23 protein-coding genes, 1 tRNA gene, 2 pseudogenes and 1 riboswitch are annotated in these 23,068 nt (G+C 44.1%); of the genes and pseudogenes, 18 read left to right on the top strand and 8 right to left on the bottom strand.

The window, feature by feature from the left end:
• Window positions 1-250 precede the first annotated feature (250 nt).
• Window positions 251-1,208 (bottom strand): annotated as a pseudogene (locus tag C1T29_RS05550) (IS3 family transposase); the annotation flags it as partial.
• Between the two features lie 118 nt (window positions 1,209-1,326).
• Window positions 1,327-2,102 (bottom strand): annotated as a pseudogene (locus tag C1T29_RS05555) (sporulation protein).
• A gap of 140 nt (window positions 2,103-2,242) precedes the next feature.
• Between C1T29_RS05555 and C1T29_RS05560 the strand changes: the two are divergent.
• Window positions 2,243-2,446, top strand: coding sequence for a hypothetical protein (locus C1T29_RS05560; RefSeq protein ID WP_014663285.1), 204 nt, complete (start codon window positions 2,243-2,245; stop codon window positions 2,444-2,446).
• Between the two features lie 84 nt (window positions 2,447-2,530).
• On the opposite strand, the gene C1T29_RS05565 is transcribed toward C1T29_RS05560, so the two are convergent.
• Window positions 2,531-2,692, bottom strand: coding sequence for a spore coat protein (locus C1T29_RS05565; protein ID WP_103748996.1), 162 nt, complete (start codon window positions 2,690-2,692; stop codon window positions 2,531-2,533).
• Window positions 2,693-2,841: 149 nt separating this feature from the next.
• Between C1T29_RS05565 and C1T29_RS05570 the strand changes: the two genes are divergently transcribed.
• Both C1T29_RS05570 and thiC read left to right on the top strand, forming a co-directional pair.
• The gene (locus C1T29_RS05570) at window positions 2,842-3,543 is read left to right on the top strand and encodes a Type 1 glutamine amidotransferase-like domain-containing protein (protein ID WP_103748982.1); all 702 of its coding nucleotides are present in this window, start codon (window positions 2,842-2,844) and stop codon (window positions 3,541-3,543) included.
• A 59-nt stretch (window positions 3,544-3,602) separates the two neighbouring features.
• A riboswitch (TPP riboswitch) is annotated at window positions 3,603-3,710 on the top strand.
• A 133-nt stretch (window positions 3,711-3,843) separates the two neighbouring features.
• Entirely contained in the window at window positions 3,844-5,616 is a 1,773-nt protein-coding gene (gene thiC / locus C1T29_RS05575) for a phosphomethylpyrimidine synthase ThiC (protein WP_069839156.1), read from the top strand.
• A gap of 36 nt (window positions 5,617-5,652) precedes the next feature.
• Here the strand turns inward: thiC and C1T29_RS05580 are convergent, their stop codons facing one another.
• A complete protein-coding gene (locus C1T29_RS05580) occupies window positions 5,653-7,008 on the bottom strand; it encodes an FAD-binding oxidoreductase (RefSeq protein ID WP_103748981.1) in 1,356 nt (451 codons plus the stop codon).
• Window positions 7,009-7,256: 248 nt separating this feature from the next.
• Between C1T29_RS05580 and senS the strand changes: the two genes are divergently transcribed.
• On the top strand, window positions 7,257-7,454 hold the full coding sequence (gene senS / locus C1T29_RS05585; RefSeq protein ID WP_071581314.1) for a transcriptional regulator SenS: 198 nt from the start codon (window positions 7,257-7,259) through the stop codon (window positions 7,452-7,454).
• A gap of 24 nt (window positions 7,455-7,478) precedes the next feature.
• Here senS and katA read toward each other — a convergent pair whose 3' ends face one another.
• A complete protein-coding gene (gene katA, locus C1T29_RS05590) occupies window positions 7,479-8,930 on the bottom strand; it encodes a catalase KatA (RefSeq protein WP_069149242.1) in 1,452 nt (483 codons plus the stop codon).
• Window positions 8,931-9,333: 403 nt separating this feature from the next.
• Here katA and C1T29_RS05595 point away from each other — a divergent pair, with 403 nt between their 5' ends.
• The 6 genes from C1T29_RS05595 (at window position 9,334) to rpsN (ending at window position 14,115) form a co-directional block, all read left to right on the top strand.
• The gene (locus C1T29_RS05595) at window positions 9,334-10,101 is read left to right on the top strand and encodes an ABC transporter ATP-binding protein (RefSeq protein ID WP_040083656.1); all 768 of its coding nucleotides are present in this window, start codon (window positions 9,334-9,336) and stop codon (window positions 10,099-10,101) included.
• A gap of 17 nt (window positions 10,102-10,118) precedes the next feature.
• Window positions 10,119-11,117, top strand: a complete 999-nt coding sequence (locus tag C1T29_RS05600) for an aliphatic sulfonate ABC transporter substrate-binding protein (RefSeq protein ID WP_095432765.1) — start codon at window positions 10,119-10,121, stop codon at window positions 11,115-11,117.
• Complete coding sequence (locus tag C1T29_RS05605) at window positions 11,114-11,944, top strand: ABC transporter permease (RefSeq protein WP_103748980.1); 831 nt, start codon at window positions 11,114-11,116, stop codon at window positions 11,942-11,944. The genes C1T29_RS05600 and C1T29_RS05605 overlap by 4 nt, the downstream gene beginning before the upstream one ends.
• 20 nt (window positions 11,945-11,964) lie before the next feature.
• On the top strand, window positions 11,965-13,095 hold the full coding sequence (gene ssuD / locus C1T29_RS05610) for an FMNH2-dependent alkanesulfonate monooxygenase (RefSeq protein ID WP_095432763.1): 1,131 nt from the start codon (window positions 11,965-11,967) through the stop codon (window positions 13,093-13,095).
• A 100-nt stretch (window positions 13,096-13,195) separates the two neighbouring features.
• The gene (locus C1T29_RS05615; RefSeq protein WP_103748995.1) at window positions 13,196-13,732 is read left to right on the top strand and encodes a hypothetical protein; all 537 of its coding nucleotides are present in this window, start codon (window positions 13,196-13,198) and stop codon (window positions 13,730-13,732) included.
• Window positions 13,733-13,845: 113 nt separating this feature from the next.
• Window positions 13,846-14,115, top strand: coding sequence for a 30S ribosomal protein S14 (gene rpsN, locus C1T29_RS05620; protein ID WP_103748979.1), 270 nt, complete (start codon window positions 13,846-13,848; stop codon window positions 14,113-14,115).
• Window positions 14,116-14,132: 17 nt separating this feature from the next.
• Here rpsN and C1T29_RS05625 read toward each other — a convergent pair whose 3' ends face one another.
• Complete coding sequence (locus C1T29_RS05625; protein ID WP_103748978.1) at window positions 14,133-14,606, bottom strand: hypothetical protein; 474 nt, start codon at window positions 14,604-14,606, stop codon at window positions 14,133-14,135.
• 1 nt (window position 14,607) lies between these two features.
• Window positions 14,608-14,808 carry a helix-turn-helix transcriptional regulator gene (locus C1T29_RS05630; protein ID WP_009966860.1) on the bottom strand — a complete coding sequence of 67 codons (201 nt, stop codon included), beginning with the start codon at window positions 14,806-14,808 and terminating at the stop codon, window positions 14,608-14,610.
• Between the two features lie 193 nt (window positions 14,809-15,001).
• Between C1T29_RS05630 and C1T29_RS05635 the strand changes: the two genes are divergently transcribed.
• Window positions 15,002-15,075 (top strand) — tRNA-Gly (locus C1T29_RS05635).
• 90 nt (window positions 15,076-15,165) lie between these two features.
• Here C1T29_RS05635 and C1T29_RS05640 read toward each other — a convergent pair.
• Window positions 15,166-15,789, bottom strand: a complete 624-nt coding sequence (locus C1T29_RS05640) for a B3/B4 domain-containing protein (RefSeq protein ID WP_040083647.1) — start codon at window positions 15,787-15,789, stop codon at window positions 15,166-15,168.
• Window positions 15,790-15,871: 82 nt separating this feature from the next.
• Here C1T29_RS05640 and queG point away from each other — a divergent pair, with 82 nt between their 5' ends.
• The 7 genes from queG to prkA all read left to right on the top strand — a co-directional run bounded on the left by queG (window position 15,872) and on the right by prkA (window position 22,981).
• A complete protein-coding gene (gene queG, locus C1T29_RS05645) occupies window positions 15,872-17,032 on the top strand; it encodes a tRNA epoxyqueuosine(34) reductase QueG (protein WP_040083646.1) in 1,161 nt (386 codons plus the stop codon).
• A 65-nt stretch (window positions 17,033-17,097) separates the two neighbouring features.
• Window positions 17,098-18,027, top strand: coding sequence for an amidase domain-containing protein (locus C1T29_RS05650; RefSeq protein WP_103748977.1), 930 nt, complete (start codon window positions 17,098-17,100; stop codon window positions 18,025-18,027).
• Window positions 18,028-18,064: 37 nt separating this feature from the next.
• On the top strand, window positions 18,065-18,547 hold the full coding sequence (gene trmL, locus C1T29_RS05655) for a tRNA (uridine(34)/cytosine(34)/5-carboxymethylaminomethyluridine(34)-2'-O)-methyltransferase TrmL (RefSeq protein ID WP_003233442.1): 483 nt from the start codon (window positions 18,065-18,067) through the stop codon (window positions 18,545-18,547).
• Window positions 18,548-18,671: 124 nt separating this feature from the next.
• On the top strand, window positions 18,672-19,313 hold the full coding sequence (locus tag C1T29_RS05660) for a YhbD family protein (protein WP_189396837.1): 642 nt from the start codon (window positions 18,672-18,674) through the stop codon (window positions 19,311-19,313).
• Window positions 19,304-20,017 carry a bactofilin family protein gene (locus C1T29_RS05665; protein ID WP_071581323.1) on the top strand — a complete coding sequence of 238 codons (714 nt, stop codon included), beginning with the start codon at window positions 19,304-19,306 and terminating at the stop codon, window positions 20,015-20,017. The genes C1T29_RS05660 and C1T29_RS05665 overlap by 10 nt, the downstream gene beginning before the upstream one ends.
• 11 nt (window positions 20,018-20,028) lie before the next feature.
• Window positions 20,029-20,736, top strand: a complete 708-nt coding sequence (locus tag C1T29_RS05670; RefSeq protein ID WP_103748976.1) for a hypothetical protein — start codon at window positions 20,029-20,031, stop codon at window positions 20,734-20,736.
• A gap of 349 nt (window positions 20,737-21,085) precedes the next feature.
• Window positions 21,086-22,981: a serine/threonine protein kinase PrkA gene (gene prkA, locus C1T29_RS05675; RefSeq protein ID WP_003224051.1), complete on the top strand. Its 1,896-nt coding sequence runs from the start codon at window positions 21,086-21,088 to the stop codon at window positions 22,979-22,981.
• Window positions 22,982-23,068: the final 87 nt, after the last annotated feature.

Below are 23,068 nucleotides of genomic sequence, written 5' to 3' on the forward strand. Positions count from 1 at the left end.
TGTCTAACGTTACAACATTGTCCATGGTAACATAACGTACGAAAATATTCTTTATTCATCTCTGCAGATTATAGTATAATTAAATATAAGTCGGTGAATACAAAATTATTCTAGACTTCAATTATCTGTAGAATTACTTAATATCACTAAAATTAACGGATAATAAAATTAGATACAGAAGGAACTTTTCGACTCAAAATCGTGTTCCCTCTGGAGTGTGTCGGTTCGCCCCCGACCACTGGTATGTGGTATTATCAGCGGGCTTCCCTTTGCGGGACATGCTCATGGTAATGCCTTTTTTTAACAGCTTTCTGATACTCGTAAGATGTATACACAGATCCTTGGTCACTATGTAACATGCAGTTCTTGGGCAGTGTTGGCAGCATCAAGTGTATTTAGAACAAAATCTGTGTCCTGTTTATCTCCAATCGTAAAAGCAATTACTTCCCCATTATATAAATTCAATTCTGGAAAGGTACAAGTGTTTCTGCCCATAAGGCAAATACGTGATGTTCGTTACTAGTTTTTCTAGAGGACGATCAGACTGAAAGTTCCGATCCAATATATTATCAATCACGGCATATGGCTGCCCATTCTTCTTACGCTTTTTCACCTTAGCCGGCACTGCCACTGATTTTTCTGCATAATACGTTGAACCGTTTTATGGTTAATACACATTCTCTTTTTTAATATAGCTGTGATTTTTCGATATCCCTATCGAACTGGGGCTTTCGGCATACTGCGCCAATTTGTTTCTCCAGAGGCCGTTTAGGATGTTCTTTCTTGAGATTCTTCTTCCGAATGATAATAAGACGCTCGAGAGATACCCAAATGAATACAGATATCCTGCACGGTCATTGTGCTGTGCAATATTTCTACAAGTTCGACTGACGTTTCGCTATCAACTTCCTTTCCAATTCGTTGTACTTTTTTAAAACTTCATTCTGTTGCCTCAGATAACGATTCTCTGCCTGCAGTTTCTCTAATTCGGAAGAATACTCGGGGCCTTTTCCGTAAGTGTATTGCTTTCCGAAAGGCTGTTCGAATCGATGTGTATCCCCAGTCTTATGCCATCTAACCCATGTCTGAACCTGTGTCTTATTCTTAATATTCAATTCCTGCATGATCTCTTTCATAGGCAAGCCTGCCAATCTCATTTCTACAGCCTTCTGTTTCACTTCAACTGGATAACTCACTCTTGTCCCCATAGAAAAAACACCTCCAAGTCTAATGTCGAATAACACTCATCCGTATCCAAACTTGAAGGTGTTTTTATTTGTCTCATCTTATGGGGGGCAGTCCCTAGTTGAGGCTCTTTTTTATCACTTACTCAGCGTATTGGTCTATGATCTCTTCTAGTACCTCTTCTAGCTCTTCTGCATCTTCAAGCTCTGATTGGCTGAAACGGACGCGTACAAGCTGTTCTCCGTCATTATACATCTCTTCCAGCCATCCTCGGAGTCCTCTTGCTCTGCGGTCGACTTCGAAAATGATTTCCAAACCGTCTTCGTCTAAAAGGAAAATGAGCTCTAATTCATCAAGCATCTGACGATAATATCCGGAAGTCGGGACGAACTCGAATTCTTGAACGAACGGAAGGCGACGCTGGAAGTAGGGTGCTTGTTCGCAGTCTGCTTTTTAAGACGGAAGCCCAGGTTTTCGATAGCTCCCAGGACATTTTCAATCCAAGGGTGCGCTTCAACGAAAATGCGGTCATGATCAGATTTGTCGATACCGCCTTGAATGTCAAGGTCTGTCACCACGGCAACCTCTACTTTTCCTACAGTGATCGGCGTATCTAGAGGCAGAGTGAATGCGAACGGAAATTGATGCTCTTCTCCAGGCTGAATAGCAAATGAACCAGTGACCCGGAAAGAATGAATTGTAGCGTATTTCCGGTGCTCTTCGTCGTCTTTTACAATGACGTACTTGGTGTTAAGCTGTAAGTCAATATAGCGGATGTCCTGAGCGATTTTTCCGCCTTTGACGTGTACAGTTCCCCGGACTTCTTCTCCTGGAAAATATGCATCTTTCTCTAAAATTGTATCGACTTTTGCAGCTCCGATTCCGGCACTTGCCGCAAGTTTCTTAAAAAATGACATGTTTGATCTTCCCCTTTTTCTTTTTCTCAACAGGTATACGCAAGAAGGAGGAAAAAAGATTCATTTGATTCATACTTTTTTCCTATTACTCATCTAAGCCTAAGGGCAGACTAAGAATAATATTGAAAACAAAGGAGTAGGTGGAAGTGAATAAAGAAAATTTGGTTGCAGATGAATTACACAGAATGTTTTTGGCTGGTGAGCTCCAAATCACAGTAGAGGAGGATATAAACCATATTTCCGAAAGGCTAAGAAACGGCGATCTCAGTTTAGACCGATTAAGCGGTGAAGACGCGTTTATAAAAGAAACGGTAAACGAGGCTTTAAGAAGAGTGGAGCAATAAAAAAGAGACGGCATCTCATCTTTGAGATCCCGTCTCTTTTTGTGGTCTTTGCTGCAAGATAAAAGCGAATCGATTTGAAATTGCTCACCCAAGCCACCCTTTTTCCAACAGAAGATCTGACAGTTCATCATGGAGATGGACAGTGGTATCTAATTTATCATGCAATGCTCTTCTGATGTGGGGATTTGCGGCTTCTGTTATTGCGACAGTGTAGTTGTTAATGTTGGTTTTTATTGTTGTTAACAAATCAAAAATGTCTTCGGGATAAAGACTCAATGAGCAAGCCACCTCCTTTGGTTTTTATAGCAGCTCCTGATAAGAAAGTATTTTGCTTTGTTTCTTGCTTCTATTCAAAATGCTATAATAAACAACAAATTTTGTTGGGGAGTGTAATGATGAAACAGATTATTGCGATGGGAGGCGGGGGTTTTTCGATGGAGCCGGAAAATTTGTCCCTCGATCAATATATCCTCAATCAATCGGAACGGGAGTCACCTCGTATTTGTTTTTTGCCGACCGCGAGTGGAGATTCCCAAAACTATATTCAGCGGTTTTATCATGCGTTTCAAACAATGGATTGTGTGCCGTCTCATTTATCCTTATTTAAGCCGCCGTCAACAGATTTAACTTCTTTTGTTATGGAAAAGGACGTGATCTATGTTGGCGGGGGAAATACGCGCAATATGCTTGTGCTGTGGAAGGAATGGGGGCTGGACTTTATTCTCAGAGAGGCATGGAAGAACGGAGTGATTTTAGCTGGATTAAGTGCAGGTGCGATATGCTGGTTTGAAGAAGGCGTGACAGATTCGGCCGGGCCGCTGACAAGTATGAAAAGTTTAGGTTTTTTGCAAGGGAGCTTTTGTCCTCATTATGACGGGGAAAAGGATCGGAGACCGGCATACCACCTGCTGATAGCTAACGAATTCTTGTGCAATGGCTATGCGGCGGACGATGGAGCGGCTCTCCATTTCATAAATGATCAGCTGTTTCAGACTGTGAGTTCAAGATCGGATGCAAAGGCATATCGGGTGATGAGGGATGAACATGGGATATCTGAAATCTCGTTGCCTGTCACATATTTGGGTTCAATTAGCTGAATATTTTCTATATTCCTCTTTTTTTTCGATTGGTTTTATGTTAAGATGAGTCCGAAATCAATAGTTACTGGGGGTGCCCGCTTTCGGGCTGAGAGAGAAGGTAAGCTTCTTAACCCTTTGGACCTGATCTGGTTCGTACCAGCGTGGGGAAGTAGAGGAATTGTTTTTATTATTGTCGTGCTGGGCAATAATATGTTTCTTTCTGACTGTAACCGGGTTCATTTTTATGAATCCGGTTTTTTGTGCTGGTTATGGGCTTGATTTTGTCCTTTTTAAACGTAGAGAGGGGAAGGATAAGTAATGCAAAACAATTCAGTGCAGCAAGCCAACATTTCTATTATGTCGAGTTTTTCGGGCAGCAAAAAGGTATACGTGGAGGGTTCTTCTTCAGACATCCAAGTGCCGATGAGGGAGATTACATTGAGTCCGACGACGGGATCGTTCGGCGAGGAGGAAAACGCACCTGTGCGTGTCTATGATACAAGCGGACCGTATACGGACCCCGAAGTTACTATTAATATTCAAGAAGGATTAAAGCCGCTCCGCCAAAAGTGGATTACAGAGCGCGGTGATGTGGAAGAATATGAAGGTCGTGCAATAAAACCAGAAGATAATGGTTATAAAAAAGCAAATCCAAACGTAAGCTACCCAGGGCTAAAGCGGAAACCGCTGAGGGCGAAGGCTGGTCATAATGTCACCCAAATGCACTATGCCAAAAAGGGAATCATTACACCTGAGATGGAGTTTATCGCTATTCGAGAGCACGTGTCTCCCGAATTTGTAAGAGACGAGGTGGCAAGCGGCCGGGCAATCATTCCTTCAAACATTAATCACCCTGAAAGTGAGCCAATGATTATCGGCCGGAATTTTCATGTGAAGATTAATGCGAATATCGGGAATTCAGCTGTTACGTCATCCATTGAAGAGGAAGTGGAAAAAATGACGTGGGCCATCCGCTGGGGAGCAGATACAATGATGGATCTCTCTACAGGAAAAGATATTCATACGACGCGTGAATGGATTATTCGCAATTGTCCTGTTCCTGTGGGAACTGTTCCGATTTATCAGGCGCTTGAAAAAGTAAACGGCGTAGCGGAGGATTTAACGTGGGAGATTTATCGTGATACGCTGATCGAGCAGGCAGAGCAGGGTGTGGATTATTTTACGATTCACGCGGGTGTTTTGCTTAGGTATGTGCCGCTGACTGCCAAAAGGACAACTGGTATCGTGTCCCGCGGGGGCGCAATCATGGCACAGTGGTGTCTGGCTCACCATCAAGAAAGCTTTTTATACACTCATTTTGAAGAGATCTGTGAAATCATGAAAACATATGATATTGCGTTTTCTCTTGGGGATGGTCTGCGTCCCGGATCAATCGCCGATGCTAATGACGAAGCACAGTTTGCTGAATTAGAGACGCTTGGAGAGCTGACGCAAATCGCGTGGAAGCATGATGTTCAAGTGATGATTGAGGGTCCTGGACATGTTCCGATGCATAAAATCAAAGAGAACGTCGATAAACAAATGGACATTTGTAAAGAAGCGCCTTTTTATACATTAGGGCCGTTGACAACGGATATTGCCCCTGGATATGACCATATTACTTCAGCGATCGGAGCGGCGATGATCGGTTGGTATGGGACAGCAATGCTATGTTATGTAACGCCGAAGGAGCATTTAGGGCTGCCAAACCGTGATGATGTTCGTGAAGGAGTCATTACATATAAGATCGCTGCGCACGCTGCGGACCTTGCAAAAGGGCATCCCGGAGCGCAAATCCGCGATGATGCGTTATCGAAAGCCCGTTTTGAATTCCGCTGGCGGGATCAGTTTAATCTCTCTCTTGATCCGGAAAGAGCGCTTGAATATCATGATGAAACTCTGCCGGCTGAAGGAGCAAAAACTGCTCACTTCTGTTCCATGTGCGGTCCAAAGTTTTGCAGCATGAGAATTTCTCAGGATATTCGAGATTATGCGAAGAAAAACGATCTCAGTGAAGCAGAAGCCATAAATAGAGGATTAAAAGAAAAAGCAAAAGAATTTGTCGATACGGGAAGCAATTTATATCAATAAAAAAATGAAGATGGAGAATGCTCCATCTTCATTTTTTTAGAAAAACAGAGAACGTCGAAGCGGAGGAATACTCTGTTCAAAGTGGAAAACATTTTCTGGATCATATTTCGTTTTGACACGGCGGAGTCGTTCAACATTTTCGCCGTAATATGTTCTTGGCCAGTTTCTGATTTCGATATCTGGCCAATTTACGTAGTCCCCCATCGTTTCTCTCGAAAGGGATGTTCTCAGCCTCTCAATCCAGCGGACGTTTTGTCTTTTTTTTTCAGGGGATGTCCAGTTTGTTAGGTATTCCTGGGCAATGATTGCATCACGATAATAAAATGCTGTTTGGTCTGGAGCGATCCGTCCGGCTGCTCCGCCGAGCGACTGCTGCCAGACGCTGGCGTTTTGATTCGGAGCGTGCTCCAAAAAGTGTTTAATCGTTGAAATCGCACGTTCTGATAATGGCTTTTCAATGAAAGAGCCGGAGCGTTTCATTTTTTGAGGCTGATTGCCTCCCGGGCTGTTAAAAAAGGTTACCGCTTCAATGAAGGGCATTGCGATTACCATTCCGCTTGTCGGGCTTCCTGCTTTCAATAAAGGCTTTAACAGTTTTTTTAACTCTGTTTTTGGACCGACAAATTGGCCGAGGGCCTCTATCCGGTTTACTTCTTTAGGCCAAAACTCTATTGATGAGGTAAGCCGGTCATCTGTATAGGGGGCCCAGTGCTGCCACGTGTTAAATACTTCTTTAAAATCATCCCAGCCCCATGTAATTGAAAAAATCGACACTTGAGAGATGGGCACCGCTTTAAATGTCATGGAGGTGACAATGCCGAAATTGCCGCCTCCGCCTCCCTGAGACGCCCAAAATAAGTCTGGATGGTTTGAAGAGCTGACTGTAACCAAATCAGCGCCCTCTTTTTCGTCTGCTATTATCATCTCGAGATTCACGAGGCGGTCACAAGTAAGACCGGCAGCCCTTGTTAAAAGTCCAATACCTCCTCCGAGAGTTAAACCTGTGAGCCCTACATTAGCAATGGTGCCTGCGGGAAGCGTCAGGCCGTATTGCCAGAGAGTCCGATAGACTTCTCCCAATTCAGCGCCTGCTTCAATATAGGCAAGCTTTTTATCCTGATTTACAGTTATTTTTTTCATTTCGCTTAAATCAATAACAAGACCGTTATTTAAAAGGGAGAAATTTTCATAGCTGTGCCTGCCGCCTCTAATACGGAAAGGCACATGGTTTTCACGCGCCCATTTCAGCGCATTGAGTGCATCTTGTTTGTTTTGGCAAAACACAATGATGTCAGGATACCTTTCTAAGCTCAGGTTAATATTGGTTCTTGCTTCGTTATAGTCCGGATCATCCCGTGTCACGATACGTCCGGTCAGTTTTGTCTTTTCCACACTCCCACATCTCTTTCTCACGTATTCTAGTTTCTCTAGCTTATGCGTCAGGGTAAAAGAGTGTATAAGGAAAAAGCGTGGATATAATCTAATAAAGCGTTAATATCTTCAAAATATAGTTGACAGGTCGGTATTGTATGAATTAACATGGTCAGTACAAATTTTCAAAACTGTCGCGCTGATCGGAACACCGAAGGCTCTTATCTTTTGATAAGGGCCTTTTTTGTATGAAAAAGGAGGGATTATTGATGGGAGTCAAAAAAGAAAAGGGAAGAAAACGATTCAGGAAGCGAAAAACCTACGGGAATCAGATTATGCCGCTCGAGCTGCTGATTGAAAAAAACAAACGAGAGATTATAAACAGCGCGGAGCTCATGGAGGAAATTTATATGAAGATTGATGAGAAGCATACGCAAGGCGTAACTAAATATAAAAAAACCCGCTGATTCCAGCGGGTTTTTGCATTTCGATTAAGCATCTTTTTTAATCGGCAATCCAAGGCCTTCTGCAACGCGTTTTCCGTATTCAGGGTCCGCTTTATAGAAGTGCTCGATTTGACGGAGCTTGATTTCTTCTTTTTCTACCGGCTTCATAGCGTTAACGATATTTTCAACAAGGCGGGTACGCTCATCTTCACTCATTAAACGATACAGGTCACCGGCTTGTGTGTAGTGATCGTTGTGATCGTAGCTTACGCTGTCAGCGATACCTTGTACCGGATATGCTGCTTGCTTATCCTCAGGTGACTCTTTCGGGCCGCCGAAGCTGTTAGGCTCGTAGTATACAGATCCGCCGCCATTATTGTCAAAGCGCATTTGTCCGTCACGCTGATAATTGTTCACTTCGTTGCGTGCGCGGTTGATTGGCAGCGCTTGATGGTTTGCGCCGACACGGTAGCGGTGTGCATCATGATAAGCAAACAGTCGGCCTTGAAGCATTTTATCCGGTGAAACATCAATACCAGGCACGAGTGTTCCAGGTGAGAATGTCGCTTGTTCTACTTCTGCAAAGTAGTTTTCCGGATTTCTGTCTAGAACCATGCGTCCGACCTCGATTAACGGGTAGTCTTTTTGAGACCAAACTTTTGTGACATCAAACGGATCGAAACGGTACGTATTTGCATCTTCTAAAGGCATGATTTGCACATATAGTTTCCATGCAGGGTAATCACCGTTTTCGATTGCGTTGAAAAGGTCTTCTGTATGGTAATCAGGATTTTCTCCGGCAATTTTTGCTGCCGTATTGACATCAAGGTTTTTCACGCCTTGTTCTGTTTTAAAGTGATATTTAATCCATACACCTTCGCCTTCGGCATTTGTCCATTTGAATGTATGGCTTCCGAAGCCGTGCATGTGGCGAAGTGTCGCAGGAATTCCGCGGTCAGACATCAGGATTGTCACTTGGTGCAGTGACTCTGGTGAAAGTGACCAGAAATCCCATACAGCCGTAGGGTTTTTCAGGTGTGTTTTTGGATCTCTTTTCTGTGTATGGATGAAATCAGGGAACTTAATCGCATCGCGGATAAAGAATACCGGAGTATTGTTGCCGACGATGTCGTAGTTTCCTTCTTCAGTATAAAATTTAACAGCAAATCCGCGTGGGTCGCGAACTGTGTCAGCCGAGCCAAGTTCACCGGCAACTGTTGAGAAACGGATGAACAGCGGTGTGCGTTTGCCGACTTCAGAAAGGAAAGCGGCTTTCGTATATTTTGTTACGTCGTTTGTCACTTCAAAATATCCGTGTGCGCCTGCTCCTTTAGCGTGAACAACACGTTCAGGAACACGTTCTCGGTTGAAATGGGCCAATTTCTCGAGTAAATGTACATCTTGAATTAAAGTTGGTCCGCGAGAACCGGCAGTCATTGAGTTTTGATTATCTCCAACCGGAGCGCCCCAGCTAGTTGTCAGTTTATTTGAACTCATGTTATCACCTCTTGGAATTTATAAGAACATAATATCATCTCTAAGTAAAAAGTCAATATTATTTTATAATTATTATAAAGTAGTTATCTCTATTAAGCGATATCTAGTATTGAAAATGGTGAAAAACTTTGTTATATCAGCTGTTGCATAGCATTTAATAATTTTCGGAGAAATCATTTTTTCTACTCTACTTGCGAAACAAGCAGAGTAAGTGATAAACAAGGATCAAAAACCGCATTTTAAAAAAGAGTTGACATATCGGAATAATTTGAATTAACATGTTATTCAAACAAAAAACAATTGGGCAGCTGATCGGACCGCCGAAGGCTCTCATCTCTACAAGAACAGAGATGGGGGCCTTTTTGTTTTTTGAAGGCGGCGTTGGCAGAAAGAGGGGATAAAAGTGGCTGTGACCATCAGCATCAAAGAAAAGTCATTTGTTCAAGAGGGCCGCAAAAACACGGTCTTAGAGAACATACAATTATCAATCGCACCAGGTGAATTTTTAACGCTTATCGGACCGAGCGGGTGCGGGAAAAGCACCTTGTTAAAGATTATTGCGGGACTTGATTCTGAATATGACGGGAGTGTTGAAATCAACGGCCGCAGCGTAACAGCTCCGGGGATTCAGCAAGGATTTATTTTTCAGGAGCACCGCCTCTTTCCTTGGCTGACGGTTGAGCAGAATATTGCCGCCGACTTGAATTTGAAGGACCCAAAAGTCAAACAGAAGGTGGATGAACTGATCGAGATTGTCAGATTGAAAGGATCGGAGAAAGCATATCCGCGCGAGCTGTCAGGCGGCATGTCACAAAGAGTTGCCATTGCCCGGGCCCTTCTGCGGGAGCCTGAGGTGCTGCTTTTAGATGAACCGTTTGGTGCACTTGACGCTTTTACAAGAAAACATCTGCAGGACGTGCTGCTGGAGATATGGAGGAGGAAAAAAACAACGATGATTCTCGTGACTCACGATATAGATGAATCTGTTTATTTAGGAAATGAGCTTGCGATCCTTAAGGCCAAACCGGGGAAAATCCATAAGCTGATGCCCATTCACTTGGCGTATCCGCGGAACCGGACGACTCCGGATTTCCAAGCGATCAGACAGAAAGTGCTGTCGGAATTCGAGAAAACAGAAGATTTGGAGTACGCTGAAGGATCAGGGATATAGAAAGGGCGGAAGCGGAAATGAAAAAAAGGCTCATTGTATTGGTTGCCGTTATTTTTCTGCTCGCAGGCTGCGGAGCAAACGGAGCCAATGGTGATCACAAACAATTGAAGGAAATTCGTATTGGTATTCAGCAAAGCTTAAGCCCGCTTTTGATCGCGAAGGAGAAAGGCTGGTTCGAAGATGCATTTGAAAAAGAAGGCATCAAAGTGAAATGGGTGGAGTTTCAAAGCGGTCCGCCCCAATTTGAAGGCCTTGCGGCAGACAAACTTGATTTTTCTCAGGTCGGCAATTCGCCTGTGATCGCTGGACAGGCGGCAGGCATTGACTTTAAAGAAATCGGTTTGTCTCAGGACGGATTGAAAGCAAACGGCATCCTTGTGAATCAAGGCAGCGCCATTCAGGACGTCAAGGATTTAAAAGGGAAGAAAATTGCAGTCGCCAAAGGCAGCAGCGGGTTTGATTTTTTGTATAAAGCGCTTGATCAAGTCGGGTTGTCAGCTAATGATGTGACAATTATTCAGCTTCAGCCTGATGAAGCGGCTTCGGCGTTTGAAAACGGATCTGTTGATGCCTGGTCCATTTGGGAGCCGTACTTGTCATTAGAAACTATGAAACACGGAGCAAAAATCCTTGTGAACGGAGAAAGCACAGATTTATATTCACCGGGCTTTACTTTAGTAAGAACCAAGTTTTCAGAAGAGCATCCAGACGAAGTGGTCCGTTTTCTGAAGGTGTTTAATAAGGCTGTTGTATGGCAAAAGGAACATTTGGATGAAGCAGCAGAACTGTATGCAGACATTAAAGATCTCGATAAAAAGGTCGTCGAAAATGTGCTGAAGAATACTGAGCCCCTGAATGAGGTCATTAGTGACGATATTGTGAAAGCACAGCAGGAAACAGCAGATTTTCAATTTCGAACGCAGGCAATAGATAAGAAGATTGATGTGAAGGATGTTGTGGATAACACTTTTATCAAAAAAGCATTAAAGGAATATTCCTCAGGAGGTGATCAGTGATGAAAGCAGAGGCTGCGGGCTCGCTGCCCAAAACGAATGCGGAAGCAGTGCGAAAAAAGCCCGGAAGGAAGAAGTATGGCTGGACGAAGGGGCTTTTACTGCCAGCTGTCATCATTGCCATCTGGCAGATTATCGGCGCGCTGGGGCTTGTGTCCGCTACAGTGCTGCCTACGCCTGTGACGATTGTCCTGACCTTTAAGGAGCTTATTTTGTCTGGTGAGCTGTTCGGCCATCTGCAAATCAGCATTTATCGGGCGGCGCTTGGTTTTTTGCTTGGCGCGGCGCTTGGATTGATAATCGGGATTTTGGCCGGATTCTCAAAACGAACGGAGCTGTATCTTGATCCATCGTTGCAAATGCTTAGAACGGTACCTCATTTGGCCGTCACGCCGCTGTTTATTTTATGGTTCGGATTTGACGAAGTATCTAAAATTTTGCTGATTGCGCTCGGTGCCTTCTTTCCCGTCTATATCAATACGTTTAACGGTATCCGCGGAGTTGATGCGAAGCTGTTTGAAGTCGCTCGGGTCCTTGAATTTAAATGGCATCAGCAGATAACCAAAGTGATATTGCCGGCAGCCCTGCCCAATATATTGCTAGGCATTCGCTTATCGCTCGGCATTGCATGGCTCGGGCTCGTTGTAGCAGAGCTGATGGGCTCAAGCTCGGGAGTCGGCTATATGATTATGGATGCGAGACAATTTTCACAAACGAACAAAGTCTTTGCAGGGATTATCATTTTTGCAGTGGTTGGAAAGCTGACGGATTCCTTCGTCAGGCTGCTTGAACGAAAGCTGTTAAAGTGGAGAAACAGCTACGAAGGATAGAGTATCTAAGGGGGATGAATATGGAAATTCTTTGGTTTATACCGACTCATGGAGACGCGAGATATTTAGGATCTGAAAGTGATGGACGGACTGCGGATCATCTTTACTTTAAACATATCGCGCAGGCGGCAGACAGGCTGGGATATACAGGGGTTCTTCTGCCGACGGGAAGATCGTGCGAGGACCCGTGGCTTACAGCGTCGGCGCTGGCAGGAGAAACAAAGGACTTGAAATTTTTAGTCGCGGTAAGACCTGGTTTAATGCAGCCTTCTTTAGCAGCCAGAATGACATCCACCTTAGACCGCATTTCAGACGGCCGGCTGCTGATCAACGTTGTGGCAGGGGGCGATCCGTATGAGCTGGCAGGTGATGGCCTGTTTATCAGTCATGATGAGCGCTATGAAGCAACAGACGAATTTTTAACCGTTTGGCGAAAACTTTTGCAGGGAGAAACGGTTTCCTATGAAGGAAAGCATATAAAAGTGGAAAACAGCAATCTGCTTTTCCCGCCGCAGCAAGCGCCGCATCCGCCTATCTATTTCGGTGGATCGTCGCAGGCAGGGATTGAAGCTGCCGCAAAGCATACAGACGTGTACTTGACATGGGGGGAGCCGCCTGAACAAGTAAAAGAAAAGATTGAGAGAGTCAAAAAGCAGGCGGAAAAAGAAGGGAGATCTGTCCGGTTTGGCATTAGGCTGCATGTCATTGCCCGTGAAACTGAACAAGAGGCGTGGGAAGCGGCTGAGCGCTTGATCAGCCATTTGGATGATGACACCATTGCCAAAGCGCAGGCTGCTTTAAGCCGTTACGACTCTTCAGGCCAGCAGCGGATGGCCGTTCTTCATCAAGGCGATCGGACGAAGCTTGAAATCAGCCCGAATCTGTGGGCGGGGATCGGTCTGGTCAGAGGAGGGGCAGGAACAGCCCTTGTCGGTGATCCGCAGACTATTGCCGACCGGATAGCGGAGTACCAGGCACTCGGCATAGAATCATTTATATTCTCCGGCTATCCGCATCTAGAAGAAGCGTATTATTTTGCAGAGCTTGTATTTCCACTTTTGCCGTTTGAAAACGATCGGACGAGAAAGCTTCAGAACAAAAGGGGAGAAGCAGTAGGAAACACTTATTTTGTCAAAGAGAAAAATGCATGAGTTTAATTAAAATACAGCCCCCGAATATGGTAAGATTTTCAAAAAGGGGGCTGTTTTTCTGAAAACATTGAGAAGCGCAGCAGTCATTTGCCTGATAGCTATGCTGTCGGCATGCGGACATTCAAAACAGATGGAAATCAAAGCAGCGGACATGTCAGATCTTGAAAAAAACAGAATGGATGTTGCAGCTTCACAGGCATTCACTGCTGAAGCCGTCAATATCGGTGAAGGTATTTCTTCAGCTGACATGTACATCGAACATTATCAAAAGGGAAAGCTTGTTGAGACGGTTGGTCCAGTTCGTGCAAATTATTCAGAGGAAAAACCTGATACCATACAATTTGTTTATTTTGTGAATGAAGAGGGGGAAGGAAAGGATAAACACACCACCATTCATTTTGGCATTGTGGATAAACAGGGAAATATAGCAGCTGATTCATCGGTGAAACGTGACGATAGCGCAACACAGGAAATGACTCAGAATATTTCATCGCCGGAACCGATTTCTTTCGAGAAGCCTGTTTTGATCGGCAGCAGTATTAGAGGGACTGACGAGACAATGCATACCTCTGAACATAAAAAAGAGCTCATTAAGCATCAAGATGCGTTACTGTATTATGTGAAATTGCATCATTAGAAACGGTCGGCTTCAGGCCGTCTGTTTTACAAAGCGGTATGCTTGCTTTTTTAAAGGGAGCATGATACATTTTAAATCGTAATAATTTCGATTTGATAAGGAGGCTATGTGACTTGGCTAAAAAATCAAAAGTGGCAAAAGAGTTAAAACGACAACAGCTTGTTGAACAATACGCTGATATCAGACGCGAGTTGAAGGAAAAAGGAGATTACGAGGCACTCAGCAAGCTGCCAAAAGATTCAGCGCCGGGAAGGCTCCACAATCGCTGCATGGTAACGGGGCGCCCGAGAGGATATATGAGAAAGTTTAAAATGTCCAGAATCGTTTTTAGGGAGCTGGCCCATAAAGGCCAGATTCCCGGTGTGAAAAAAGCAAGCTGGTAAGAAAAAACTCCGGCCGATTACAGTGTGCCGGAGTTTTTTTCGTTTTTCTTGAAAGAGATGACGTAGGAAAGGTGCTGGATGATCATGATGACAAACACAATAATAATAGGGAAAAACGGCATGCGCGATTGAAAAAGCGGATAAAAAATGAGAAGCACCGCAGCGGCAGGCAGCGAGAAGTAGACAGCGATATATGAAGCGCGGCATGCTTTTGCCGTCATCATCTGCTCTCTTTCATCCTGCTCTTCAAATTCATCAGGCAGAAGAAGCTGCTTTCTGGCAGGGCGGCTTTTTTTCTGTAAGTACAAATAAACCGCAGTCGCCGCAATAAACAGAACAAAGGGGGTGAGGTTTAATTCAAACACCGTCCCGCCGCTCTTTGTGCGGAAAAAAGATGCTATGCCTTCCGAGGCTTCAAAGTATGAAATCAGCGTCCAGCATGCAAGGCCAAATAACACCAGTTGAAAAGCTGCTTTTGTTTTCATGCTCATCTTAGTTTTCCTCCTCTAACCAAAAGACATCCTCCATTTTCATGGAGAAGGCTTTACAGATTTTCAATGCTAACAGCAGTGAGGGAACATAATCGCCTTTTTCAATGGCTGCCACAGTCTGCCTTGTGACGCCGACCGTTTCTCCGAGTTTTTCCTGAGAATAGCCGAAGCGTGCCCTCAGCTCTTTTACTTTATTTTTCATCATGACGTCTGTCCCCTTCACTTTCTTGTTTCATTATATTGTATAGTATACTTAACATTATGTAAATGTTACTTAACAACTTTACAAAAAGATAACTTTTTTTCGACAAAATTTTTATATTCCCTTGACGAAAAATAAATAAACCTGTAATATAAGAACAGTCAAAGCGGTACTGTTACTGACATTCACAAATGCGGGTGTAGTTTAGTGGTAAAACCTCAGCCTTCCAAGCTGATGTCGTGAGTTCGATTCTCATCACCCGCTCCATACATACGTTATTAACGCAGTGTTTCGTTTCTCAGATAAACGAAGTATTGCGTTTTTTTATGTAAAAAAGAACACGTTATTCGTGTTCTTTTACGTAAGCCAATGTACTGTATGGGTGCCGCCGTGAATTTGTTCAAACATTTTCGTTAATGATGATAAGAGTTTAACAGCGCTGCTTTTCTCAATGGATGGCGGGAAAAAAATGATTTGTAGCATATTTTTGGTCTCGTTTGAAACGGGATGTTGATTGAAGCTGTTTTTAAAATCGCCAAAAATGCCGTTTTCATCAGAGAAAAGCAGGATGTTTTCTTTTTCTCCCAATGAGATCCGGACAGACTCATGAAGCTTTCCGGCATCATAAATCATAATGGGCAGAGAATATTTTAATGCGAAAAAATCGATTGTGTCATGGGCCGAGTCCTTACTTTCCATGAATTGTTCTTTTGATATCGGGATCAGCATGTCCTCCATTGGGGTTGTTTCTCCCTCAAATGAAGGGTTAAGCTGTTTAAAGAGTTCCCGCCATTCCTTGACGAAGGGTTCATCGGGTATACCGCCGTCTGCATAGTCGAAAAACAGGGACTCCTGGAATAGGCGGAGTCTGCCTTTCAGCATTTGCGGTGAGGAGCCGACTTCGATATTCTCATAAATGACAGCTGCTGCATGTAAGCCAGCTGCACGTTCAGTAATAACAGAATCAAGTTTGATATTCACTAGCATTCACTCCAGTTACGTGATATCAACCTATTATAAACGCTGTATCGTTTTATCACAAAGAAAGGAGGCTGTGCAAAACATGAACGTTTATCAGCTCAAAGAAGAATTAATTGAATACGCGAAAAGCATTGGCGTGGACAAGATTGGTTTTACGACCGCTGATACTTTTGACAGTTTAAAAGACCGTTTGATTCTTCAAGAATCACTCGGCTATCTCTCTGGCTTTGAAGAGCCGGATATTGAGAAAAGGGTGACGCCAAAGCTTCTGTTGCCGAAAGCGAAATCAATAGTGGCGATTGCTCTCGCATATCCTTCCAGAATGAAGGATGCGCCAAGAAGCACGAGAACTGAGCGCAGGGGCATTTTTTGCAGAGCCTCCTGGGGCAAAGACTATCATGATGTGCTGAGGGAAAAACTCGATCTGCTGGAGGAATTTCTAAAAAGCAAGCATGAGGATATCAGAACGAAGTCAATGGTTGATACAGGTGAATTGTCTGATCGCGCCGTTGCGGAACGTGCCGGCATCGGATTCAGTGCGAAAAACTGTATGATCACAACGCCAGAGTATGGCTCTTATGTGTATTTGGCGGAAATGATCACAAATATTCCTTTTGAGCCTGATGTGCCGATTGAAGATATGTGCGGGTCCTGCACGAAATGTTTGGACGCCTGTCCGACGGGGGCGTTGGTTAATCCGGGGCAGCTTAATGCGCAGCGCTGCATCTCTTTTCTGACCCAGACAAAAGGGTTTTTGCCTGATGAATTCCGTACAAAGATCGGAAACCGCCTGTATGGGTGCGATACGTGCCAAACGGTATGTCCTCTCAATAAAGGGAAGGACTTTCATCTTCATCCGGAAATGGAGCCTGATCCTGAGATTGCCAAACCGTTATTGAAGCCGCTCTTGACCATCAGCAATCGGGAATTTAAGGAGAAATTCGGACATGTCTCAGGTTCTTGGCGCGGGAAAAAACCGATTCAGCGAAACGCCATTCTCGCGCTTGCGCATTTTAAGGATACCTCCGCACTGCCTGAATTGGCGGATCTGATGCACAAGGACCCGCGTCCTGTCATCAGGGGGACAGCCGCATGGGCAATCGGTAAAATCGGAGACACCGTATACATGGAAGAGCTTGAAAAAGCGCTGGAAAAAGAGAAGGATGAAGAGGCAAAGCTGGAAATTGAAAAAGGAATTGAGTTGCTAAAAGCTTCAGGCATGACTAAACAAGGCCTGTCCTGACATACGTATAGACAGAAGGAAAAAACACTTGAGATCATCCAAGTGTTTTTTCTCTATAAAAAAGTATGGCGGGTGGGGTGAGCTTGAAGCACATTTTAGAACAATTAGCGGAGGAGCGGCTGGGCTTTCTGGTTAACGGACATGATATGAGACAGGAGTCTCAAGTCGGAGACCTTAAAGTCATGGAGCGTAAGAAAAAGCTTCTGGAAAAACGTAAAGTTGACATCATAAAAGCGAAAGCAAAGGCCGTGATTAATCATGTGCGGGTTGAGGATGACGGAACGACCTGCCTTTCGTATACCATCCATTACGAATACGTGTGTAAGGAACAGGACGACAGCTTGTATATAGAAGAGCACATAGAGGAGCGAATGGCTTTCCTTTATGATCACATTTTGATTAGTGATCAGGAAGTTGCGAAAAAGCCGGCTGGATTTCATGAAGGGACCAGCATTATTGACTATTCTGAAGAGGAAAGAGAAGCGTTTGGCAGGGCTTTTCAATACGATCGTCTCGGCGCTGTGCAATATGCCGAGAAATTTTGGAACAAGCGCAATCCTGCTTATAAAAATTTCAGCGATAACTGTACCAATTTTATTTCTCAGTGTCTTCATGCGGGAGGCGCGCCGATGCGCGGCCACCCGAACAGAGGATCAGGCTGGTGGATGAAACAAAGCTCATGGAGCTACAGCTGGACGGTGGCTCATTCGATGAAAATGTATTTGTCGAATTCAAAAGCCGGACTGCGTGCGGTGCGGATGAAATCAGCGGAAGAGCTGGTGCCGGGCGATGTGATTTGCTATGACTTCGAAGGAGACGGCCGGTTTAATCATACAACGATTGTCGTGGCAAAGGACAAAGGCAATATGCCGCTTGTCAACGCCCAGACCTATGACAGCCGGATGAGGTATTGGTCATATGAGGATTCAACGGCATACACGCCGTCGATACGATATGCTTTTTTTCATATCGTTGATGATACGACAAAAGAGTAATTAATGTTATAATGATGGGCGGATAAGAAAAACAGAGGTGAACATTGTGGCATTACATGTCGTTTTATATCAACCAGAAATTCCCGCTAACACAGGGAATATTGCGCGTACTTGTGCAGCAACCAATACTACGCTCCACCTGATTCGTCCGCTCGGCTTTTCAACGGATGATAAAATGCTGAAGCGTGCCGGACTCGATTATTGGGAGTTTGTTAATGTTGTGTATCATGATTCGTTAGAGGAATTGTTTGAGGCATATGAAAAAGGCCAATTTTTCTTTATTACGAAATTTGGCCAGCAGCCTCATACATCATTTGATTACACTGATCTTGACGAGGATTATTTCTTTGTGTTCGGAAGAGAAACAAGCGGTTTGCCAAAGGATTTAATTCAAAATAATATGGACCGCTGCCTGCGTCTTCCAATGACAGAGCATGTCAGATCGTTAAACCTGTCCAACACTGCCGCGATTCTCGTTTATGAAGCGCTGCGCCAGCAAAATTACCGTGATTTAAAATAGTGCAAAACCCGCTCATTGCTGATGGGCGGTTTTTTTTGTGCCTGTTGAAATACTTTGTTTCGTTTTTGGGCTTAACAACGTAACAGTGTTATGTTACAATGTACCCATCAAAGGAGCTGGACTTATGGAGGAACAATTAATCTCTAAAAAAGAATTACTTGAAAGAACATCGATTTCATACGGTCAGCTGTATCGATGGAAGCGAAAAAATTTAATACCCGAGGAATGGTTTATTCGCAAATCCACTTTCACAGGGCAGGAGACGTTTTTTCCGAGGGAGGATATTTTAAAACGTATCTCAATGATTCAAAAAATGAAGGAAAACTTGTCTCTGGATGAAATGAGGGAAATGCTGTCACCGAAGATGAAGGATGTCAGCATGACCGCTGATGAATTGCTTCGTAAAAGTTTGATCTCAAAGCCTGCACTTGAAGTCTATTCAGAAGACGAAAGTAGTCCGGTTTTTTCATCCCGCGACTTGCTGTCGCTGTATGTGCTTGAAGGACTGCTGCAGTCTGGAAATGTCAGCTTGGCAGAAGCAAAAATGGCTGCAGAGGTATTGAAGAAGCATGATACTGAAAAGATTGAAAAACAGACGGAACTGATTGTGCTGCGCAAGCTCGGTGTTACAACTTGTTTTATAGCGGCTGCGGCGGACAGCATTTTGTTTGAATCATCCGTCAAGGTTGTGGAACGGGTAGATTTATTAAAAGCTTCAGAGGAATTAAAAACAACATATATGCAGGAGGGCCAACAATGGATGTAGTGGAAAAGCTGGTGATAAACGGATCGGGAAGTTCAAAGGGAGGAACGTTTCAATCAGTTGAGATTAACGGAAGCGGGACAGTGGCTGGAGACGTGGAGTGTGACACTTTTTCTTTTAATGGAACGGGAAAAGCTGACGGCAGCGTCAAAGCGAAAGCGGTAACCATCAGCGGTTCTGGAAAGATACATGGAGACGTTGAAGCTGAATCTATTCGGATTAATGGAACTGGTTTTATTCAAGGAGAGGCATCAGCTAAACAATTAAAAATCGCTGGATCATCAACATTTGGCGGGACTGTCAAGGCTGATGAGATTGACATTAGCGGAAAAACCGTCATGGAAGCGGATTGCGAAACGGAAACCTTTCAATCAGAAGGGAAATGCAAAATCAGCGGTCTTTTAAATGCAGACCAAGTGACCATTAAGCTTTGTTCCGGGGAAAGCGATGTACGGGAGATCGGCTGCCGCCATCTTCAAGTGACCTGCAGAAAAGGAATGCTGACATTACTCAGATTGATGCCGCAGCCTGTTCTAACGGCAGAGCTGATCGAAGGTGACGTGATTGAATTGACAAATACAAAGGCGAAAACCGTGCGCGGAAATAAAGTGATAATCGGTCCGGATTGCCGGATTGAAACCGTCGAATACAGCGGTGACTATACTTGTGATCCAAGCGCATTGGTAGAAACATGCACGAAGGTGTGAGGAGGATCGTAATGGAGACAACAAAACTGGGAAATTTAAAATTATATGGCGCTGGCCATGCCGCCGGAGGCACGTATCACAATGTCGTCATCAAAGGTGAAGGTGTGGTCGGTGATGGGCTGTCTGTTGCGGGCTGCCGCATATTCGGAACAGGCTGCTTTCTCGGGACAGCAGAGACTGAGCGGCTGCGTGTGTTCGGAGAAAGTGAGTTTAAAGGCAATCTGACCGCAGGGAGAATCAATATTTATGGCACAATGAAAGTCAGCGGCTCACTTCAATTTGATCGCTTTAATTTGAAGGGCCTGACAGAGATTTCCGGGAGTATGACTGGAGAATCGTGCGATGTGAAAGGGAAGCTTAGCGTAAAAGGTGATTGTGAAACAGAAAGGTTCCATGGAACAGGCTGTGTTGATGTATCGGGGTTATTAAATGCTGGTGACATCAAGCTAGGATTGAGCCATGATATAAGCCATGTGCGCGAAATCGGCGGAACAACAATTACTGTGAAAAGACGCACGAGCTTTTTTAACCGGAAGAAAGTGAAACTGATCGCAGACGTCATAGAAGGAGATCAGGTTTATTTGGAGAATACCGATGCGGCAGTTGTCAGGGGAAAAGAAGTGATTATCGGGCCGGGATGCAGTATCGGAACAATTGAGTACGAAAACAGATACGAATGTGATCAACATTCACAGATTAAAGAAAAAACAAAACTGTAAAACATTGTTCTGTTATACAAAAAGGGTGCTCTTTCAGGAGCACCCTTTTTTATTCTTTTCCAGGCTTGCTATCGTATCCTGCAGTAAAAATTGATACTAAAAAAGTGACAATGACCCCCATCATGATGATTGTTTTCACCGTCTCTCCCCCTCTTCAATTTTTCCGTGCTGTCCGAGTCTGGATGATTCTGTATTTTTCTTTATTATGAACGGTCGCAGTCGGCCTTGTCAACGATGTATAAGTATCTTTATTTTTAAGAAACCAAAGCATGTATCACGAGTTGGCGGCATAGATTGTAACAAAGTACCTTATTTGCATAGTGTATCAAACATGATAGAGGAGGTCCTTATGGATATATTAAAGAAAATTGAACAGTACAGAGAGGAAGAGCAGCGGCTGAAATGGGAAGGAACTTTCGCCGATTATTTGGAGATTATTAAAGAAAATCCGATGGTCGCGCAATCTGCTCATTCTCGAGTTTTTAATATGATAAAAGACAGCGGGATAGAGGAGATTGACGGACGCAAGAAGTACAGTTTTTTTGACCGTGAGCTGTTTGGGCTTGAAGAATCTCTGGAGCGTCTTGTGGAAGAGTATTTTCATCCGGCTGCCAAACGTCTAGATGTCAGAAAGCGGATTCTATTGTTGATGGGACCTGTGAGCGGCGGTAAATCCACGTTGGTCACGATGCTTAAAAAAGGTCTCGAAGCATACACGCTGACAGATAATGGCGCTGTATATGCGATTAAAGGCTGCCCGATGCACGAGGACCCTCTACATTTAATCCCCCACCATTTACGTGATGACTTTTACAGAGAATACGGTATTAGAATAGAGGGAAGTCTTTCTCCTTTAAATGTCATGAGGCTGGAGGAAGAGTACGGAGGAAGAATTGAGGATGTGAAGGTGGAGCGCATCTTCTTTTCAGAAGATAAGCGTACGGGAATTGGAACATTCAGTCCATCTGACCCAAAATCTCAGGATATTGCCGATTTGACCGGGAGTATTGATTTCTCAACAATCGCCGAGTACGGTTCGGAATCAGATCCGCGCGCTTACCGGTTTGACGGAGAGCTGAATAAAGCGAACCGCGGGATGATGGAGTTTCAGGAGATGCTGAAATGTGATGAGAAATTTCTCTGGCATTTGCTTTCATTGACACAGGAAGGGAATTTTAAAGCGGGGCGGTTTGCGTTAATTTCTGCTGATGAGCTGATCGTGGCGCACACGAATGAAACGGAGTATCGCTCATTCATTTCTAATAAGAAGAATGAAGCCCTGCACTCGAGAATCATCGTGATGCCGGTTCCTTATAATTTAAAAGTGTCTGAGGAAGAGAGAATTTATGAAAAAATGATCGCAGAGAGCGATGTGTCGGATGTTCATATTGCCCCTCATACTTTGAAGGTCGCCGCGATGTTCTCAATCCTTACCCGGTTAAAAGAGCCAAAGCGGTCGGATATTGATCTGGTCAAGAAAATGAGACTGTATGATGGAGAAAGTGTGGAAGGATATAATTCCGTCGACGTTGAGGATATGAAAAAAGAATATAATGATGAAGGAATGAGCGGCATTGATCCGCGGTACGTGATCAACCGGATTTCTTCAACGATTATCAGAAAAAATATGGAGTCAATTAATTCTCTCGATGTCCTTCGTTCCTTAAAAGAAGGTCTTGATCAGCATCCATCAATTTCAAGCGAGGACAGGGAGCGGTATTTGAATTTTATTTCTGCCGCCCGCAAGGAATATGACGACATTGCGAAAAAGGAAGTCCAAAAAGCGTTTGTGTATTCGTATGAAGAATCAGCAAAAACACTTATGGACAATTACCTCGATAACGTAGAGGCCTATTGCAATAAAAATAAGCTTCGTGATCCTTTGACAGGAGAAGAAATGAACCCTGACGAAAAGCTAATGAGATCCATCGAGGAGCAGATCGGCATTTCGGAAAACGCCAAAAAAGCGTTCCGCGAAGAAATTTTAATCCGCATCTCGGCCTATGCGAGAAAAGGCAAGCGGTTTGATTACAATTCCCATGAAAGACTGCGTGAAGCAATTCAGAAAAAGCTGTTTGCTGATCTGAAGGATGTCGTTAAAATTACGACTTCAACAAAAACGCCAGATGAGCAGCAGCTGAAAAAGGTAAATGAAGTCGTGGCCCGTTTAATTGATGAGCACGGCTACAACTCGACGAGCGCCAATGAGCTGCTGAAATATGTCGGCAGCCTGCTGAACCGATAAGCAACGTGACCCGTCCGAATAGGGCGGGTTATTTTGTCCCATTTTCTAAATAGTTTGTCAATTAAACGTGCTTTTGTGCATATGATG

Source organism: Bacillus sp. MBGLi79 (genome assembly GCF_002953915.1).

Excerpts from the sequence above, each read along its gene's own strand:
- queG (WP_040083646.1), top strand. The coding sequence starts at position 15,872 with ATGAACGTTTATCAGCTCAAAGAAGAATTAATTGAATACGCGAAAAGC.
- C1T29_RS05670 (WP_103748976.1), top strand. The coding sequence starts at position 20,029 with ATGGAGACAACAAAACTGGGAAATTTAAAATTATATGGCGCTGGCCAT.
- C1T29_RS05650 (WP_103748977.1), top strand. The coding sequence starts at position 17,098 with ATGGCGGGTGGGGTGAGCTTGAAGCACATTTTAGAACAATTAGCGGAG.
- prkA (WP_003224051.1), top strand. The coding sequence starts at position 21,086 with ATGGATATATTAAAGAAAATTGAACAGTACAGAGAGGAAGAGCAGCGG.
- C1T29_RS05665 (WP_071581323.1), top strand. The coding sequence starts at position 19,304 with ATGGATGTAGTGGAAAAGCTGGTGATAAACGGATCGGGAAGTTCAAAG.
- senS (WP_071581314.1), top strand. The coding sequence starts at position 7,257 with ATGGGAGTCAAAAAAGAAAAGGGAAGAAAACGATTCAGGAAGCGAAAA.
- katA (WP_069149242.1), bottom strand. The coding sequence starts at position 8,930 with ATGAGTTCAAATAAACTGACAACTAGCTGGGGCGCTCCGGTTGGAGAT.
- C1T29_RS05660 (WP_189396837.1), top strand. The coding sequence starts at position 18,672 with ATGGAGGAACAATTAATCTCTAAAAAAGAATTACTTGAAAGAACATCG.
- C1T29_RS05630 (WP_009966860.1), bottom strand. The coding sequence starts at position 14,808 with ATGAAAAATAAAGTAAAAGAGCTGAGGGCACGCTTCGGCTATTCTCAG.
- C1T29_RS05615 (WP_103748995.1), top strand. The coding sequence starts at position 13,196 with ATGCTGTCGGCATGCGGACATTCAAAACAGATGGAAATCAAAGCAGCG.
- ssuD (WP_095432763.1), top strand. The coding sequence starts at position 11,965 with ATGGAAATTCTTTGGTTTATACCGACTCATGGAGACGCGAGATATTTA.
- C1T29_RS05625 (WP_103748978.1), bottom strand. The coding sequence starts at position 14,606 with ATGAGCATGAAAACAAAAGCAGCTTTTCAACTGGTGTTATTTGGCCTT.
- C1T29_RS05600 (WP_095432765.1), top strand. The coding sequence starts at position 10,119 with ATGAAAAAAAGGCTCATTGTATTGGTTGCCGTTATTTTTCTGCTCGCA.
- C1T29_RS05570 (WP_103748982.1), top strand. The coding sequence starts at position 2,842 with ATGAAACAGATTATTGCGATGGGAGGCGGGGGTTTTTCGATGGAGCCG.
- thiC (WP_069839156.1), top strand. The coding sequence starts at position 3,844 with ATGCAAAACAATTCAGTGCAGCAAGCCAACATTTCTATTATGTCGAGT.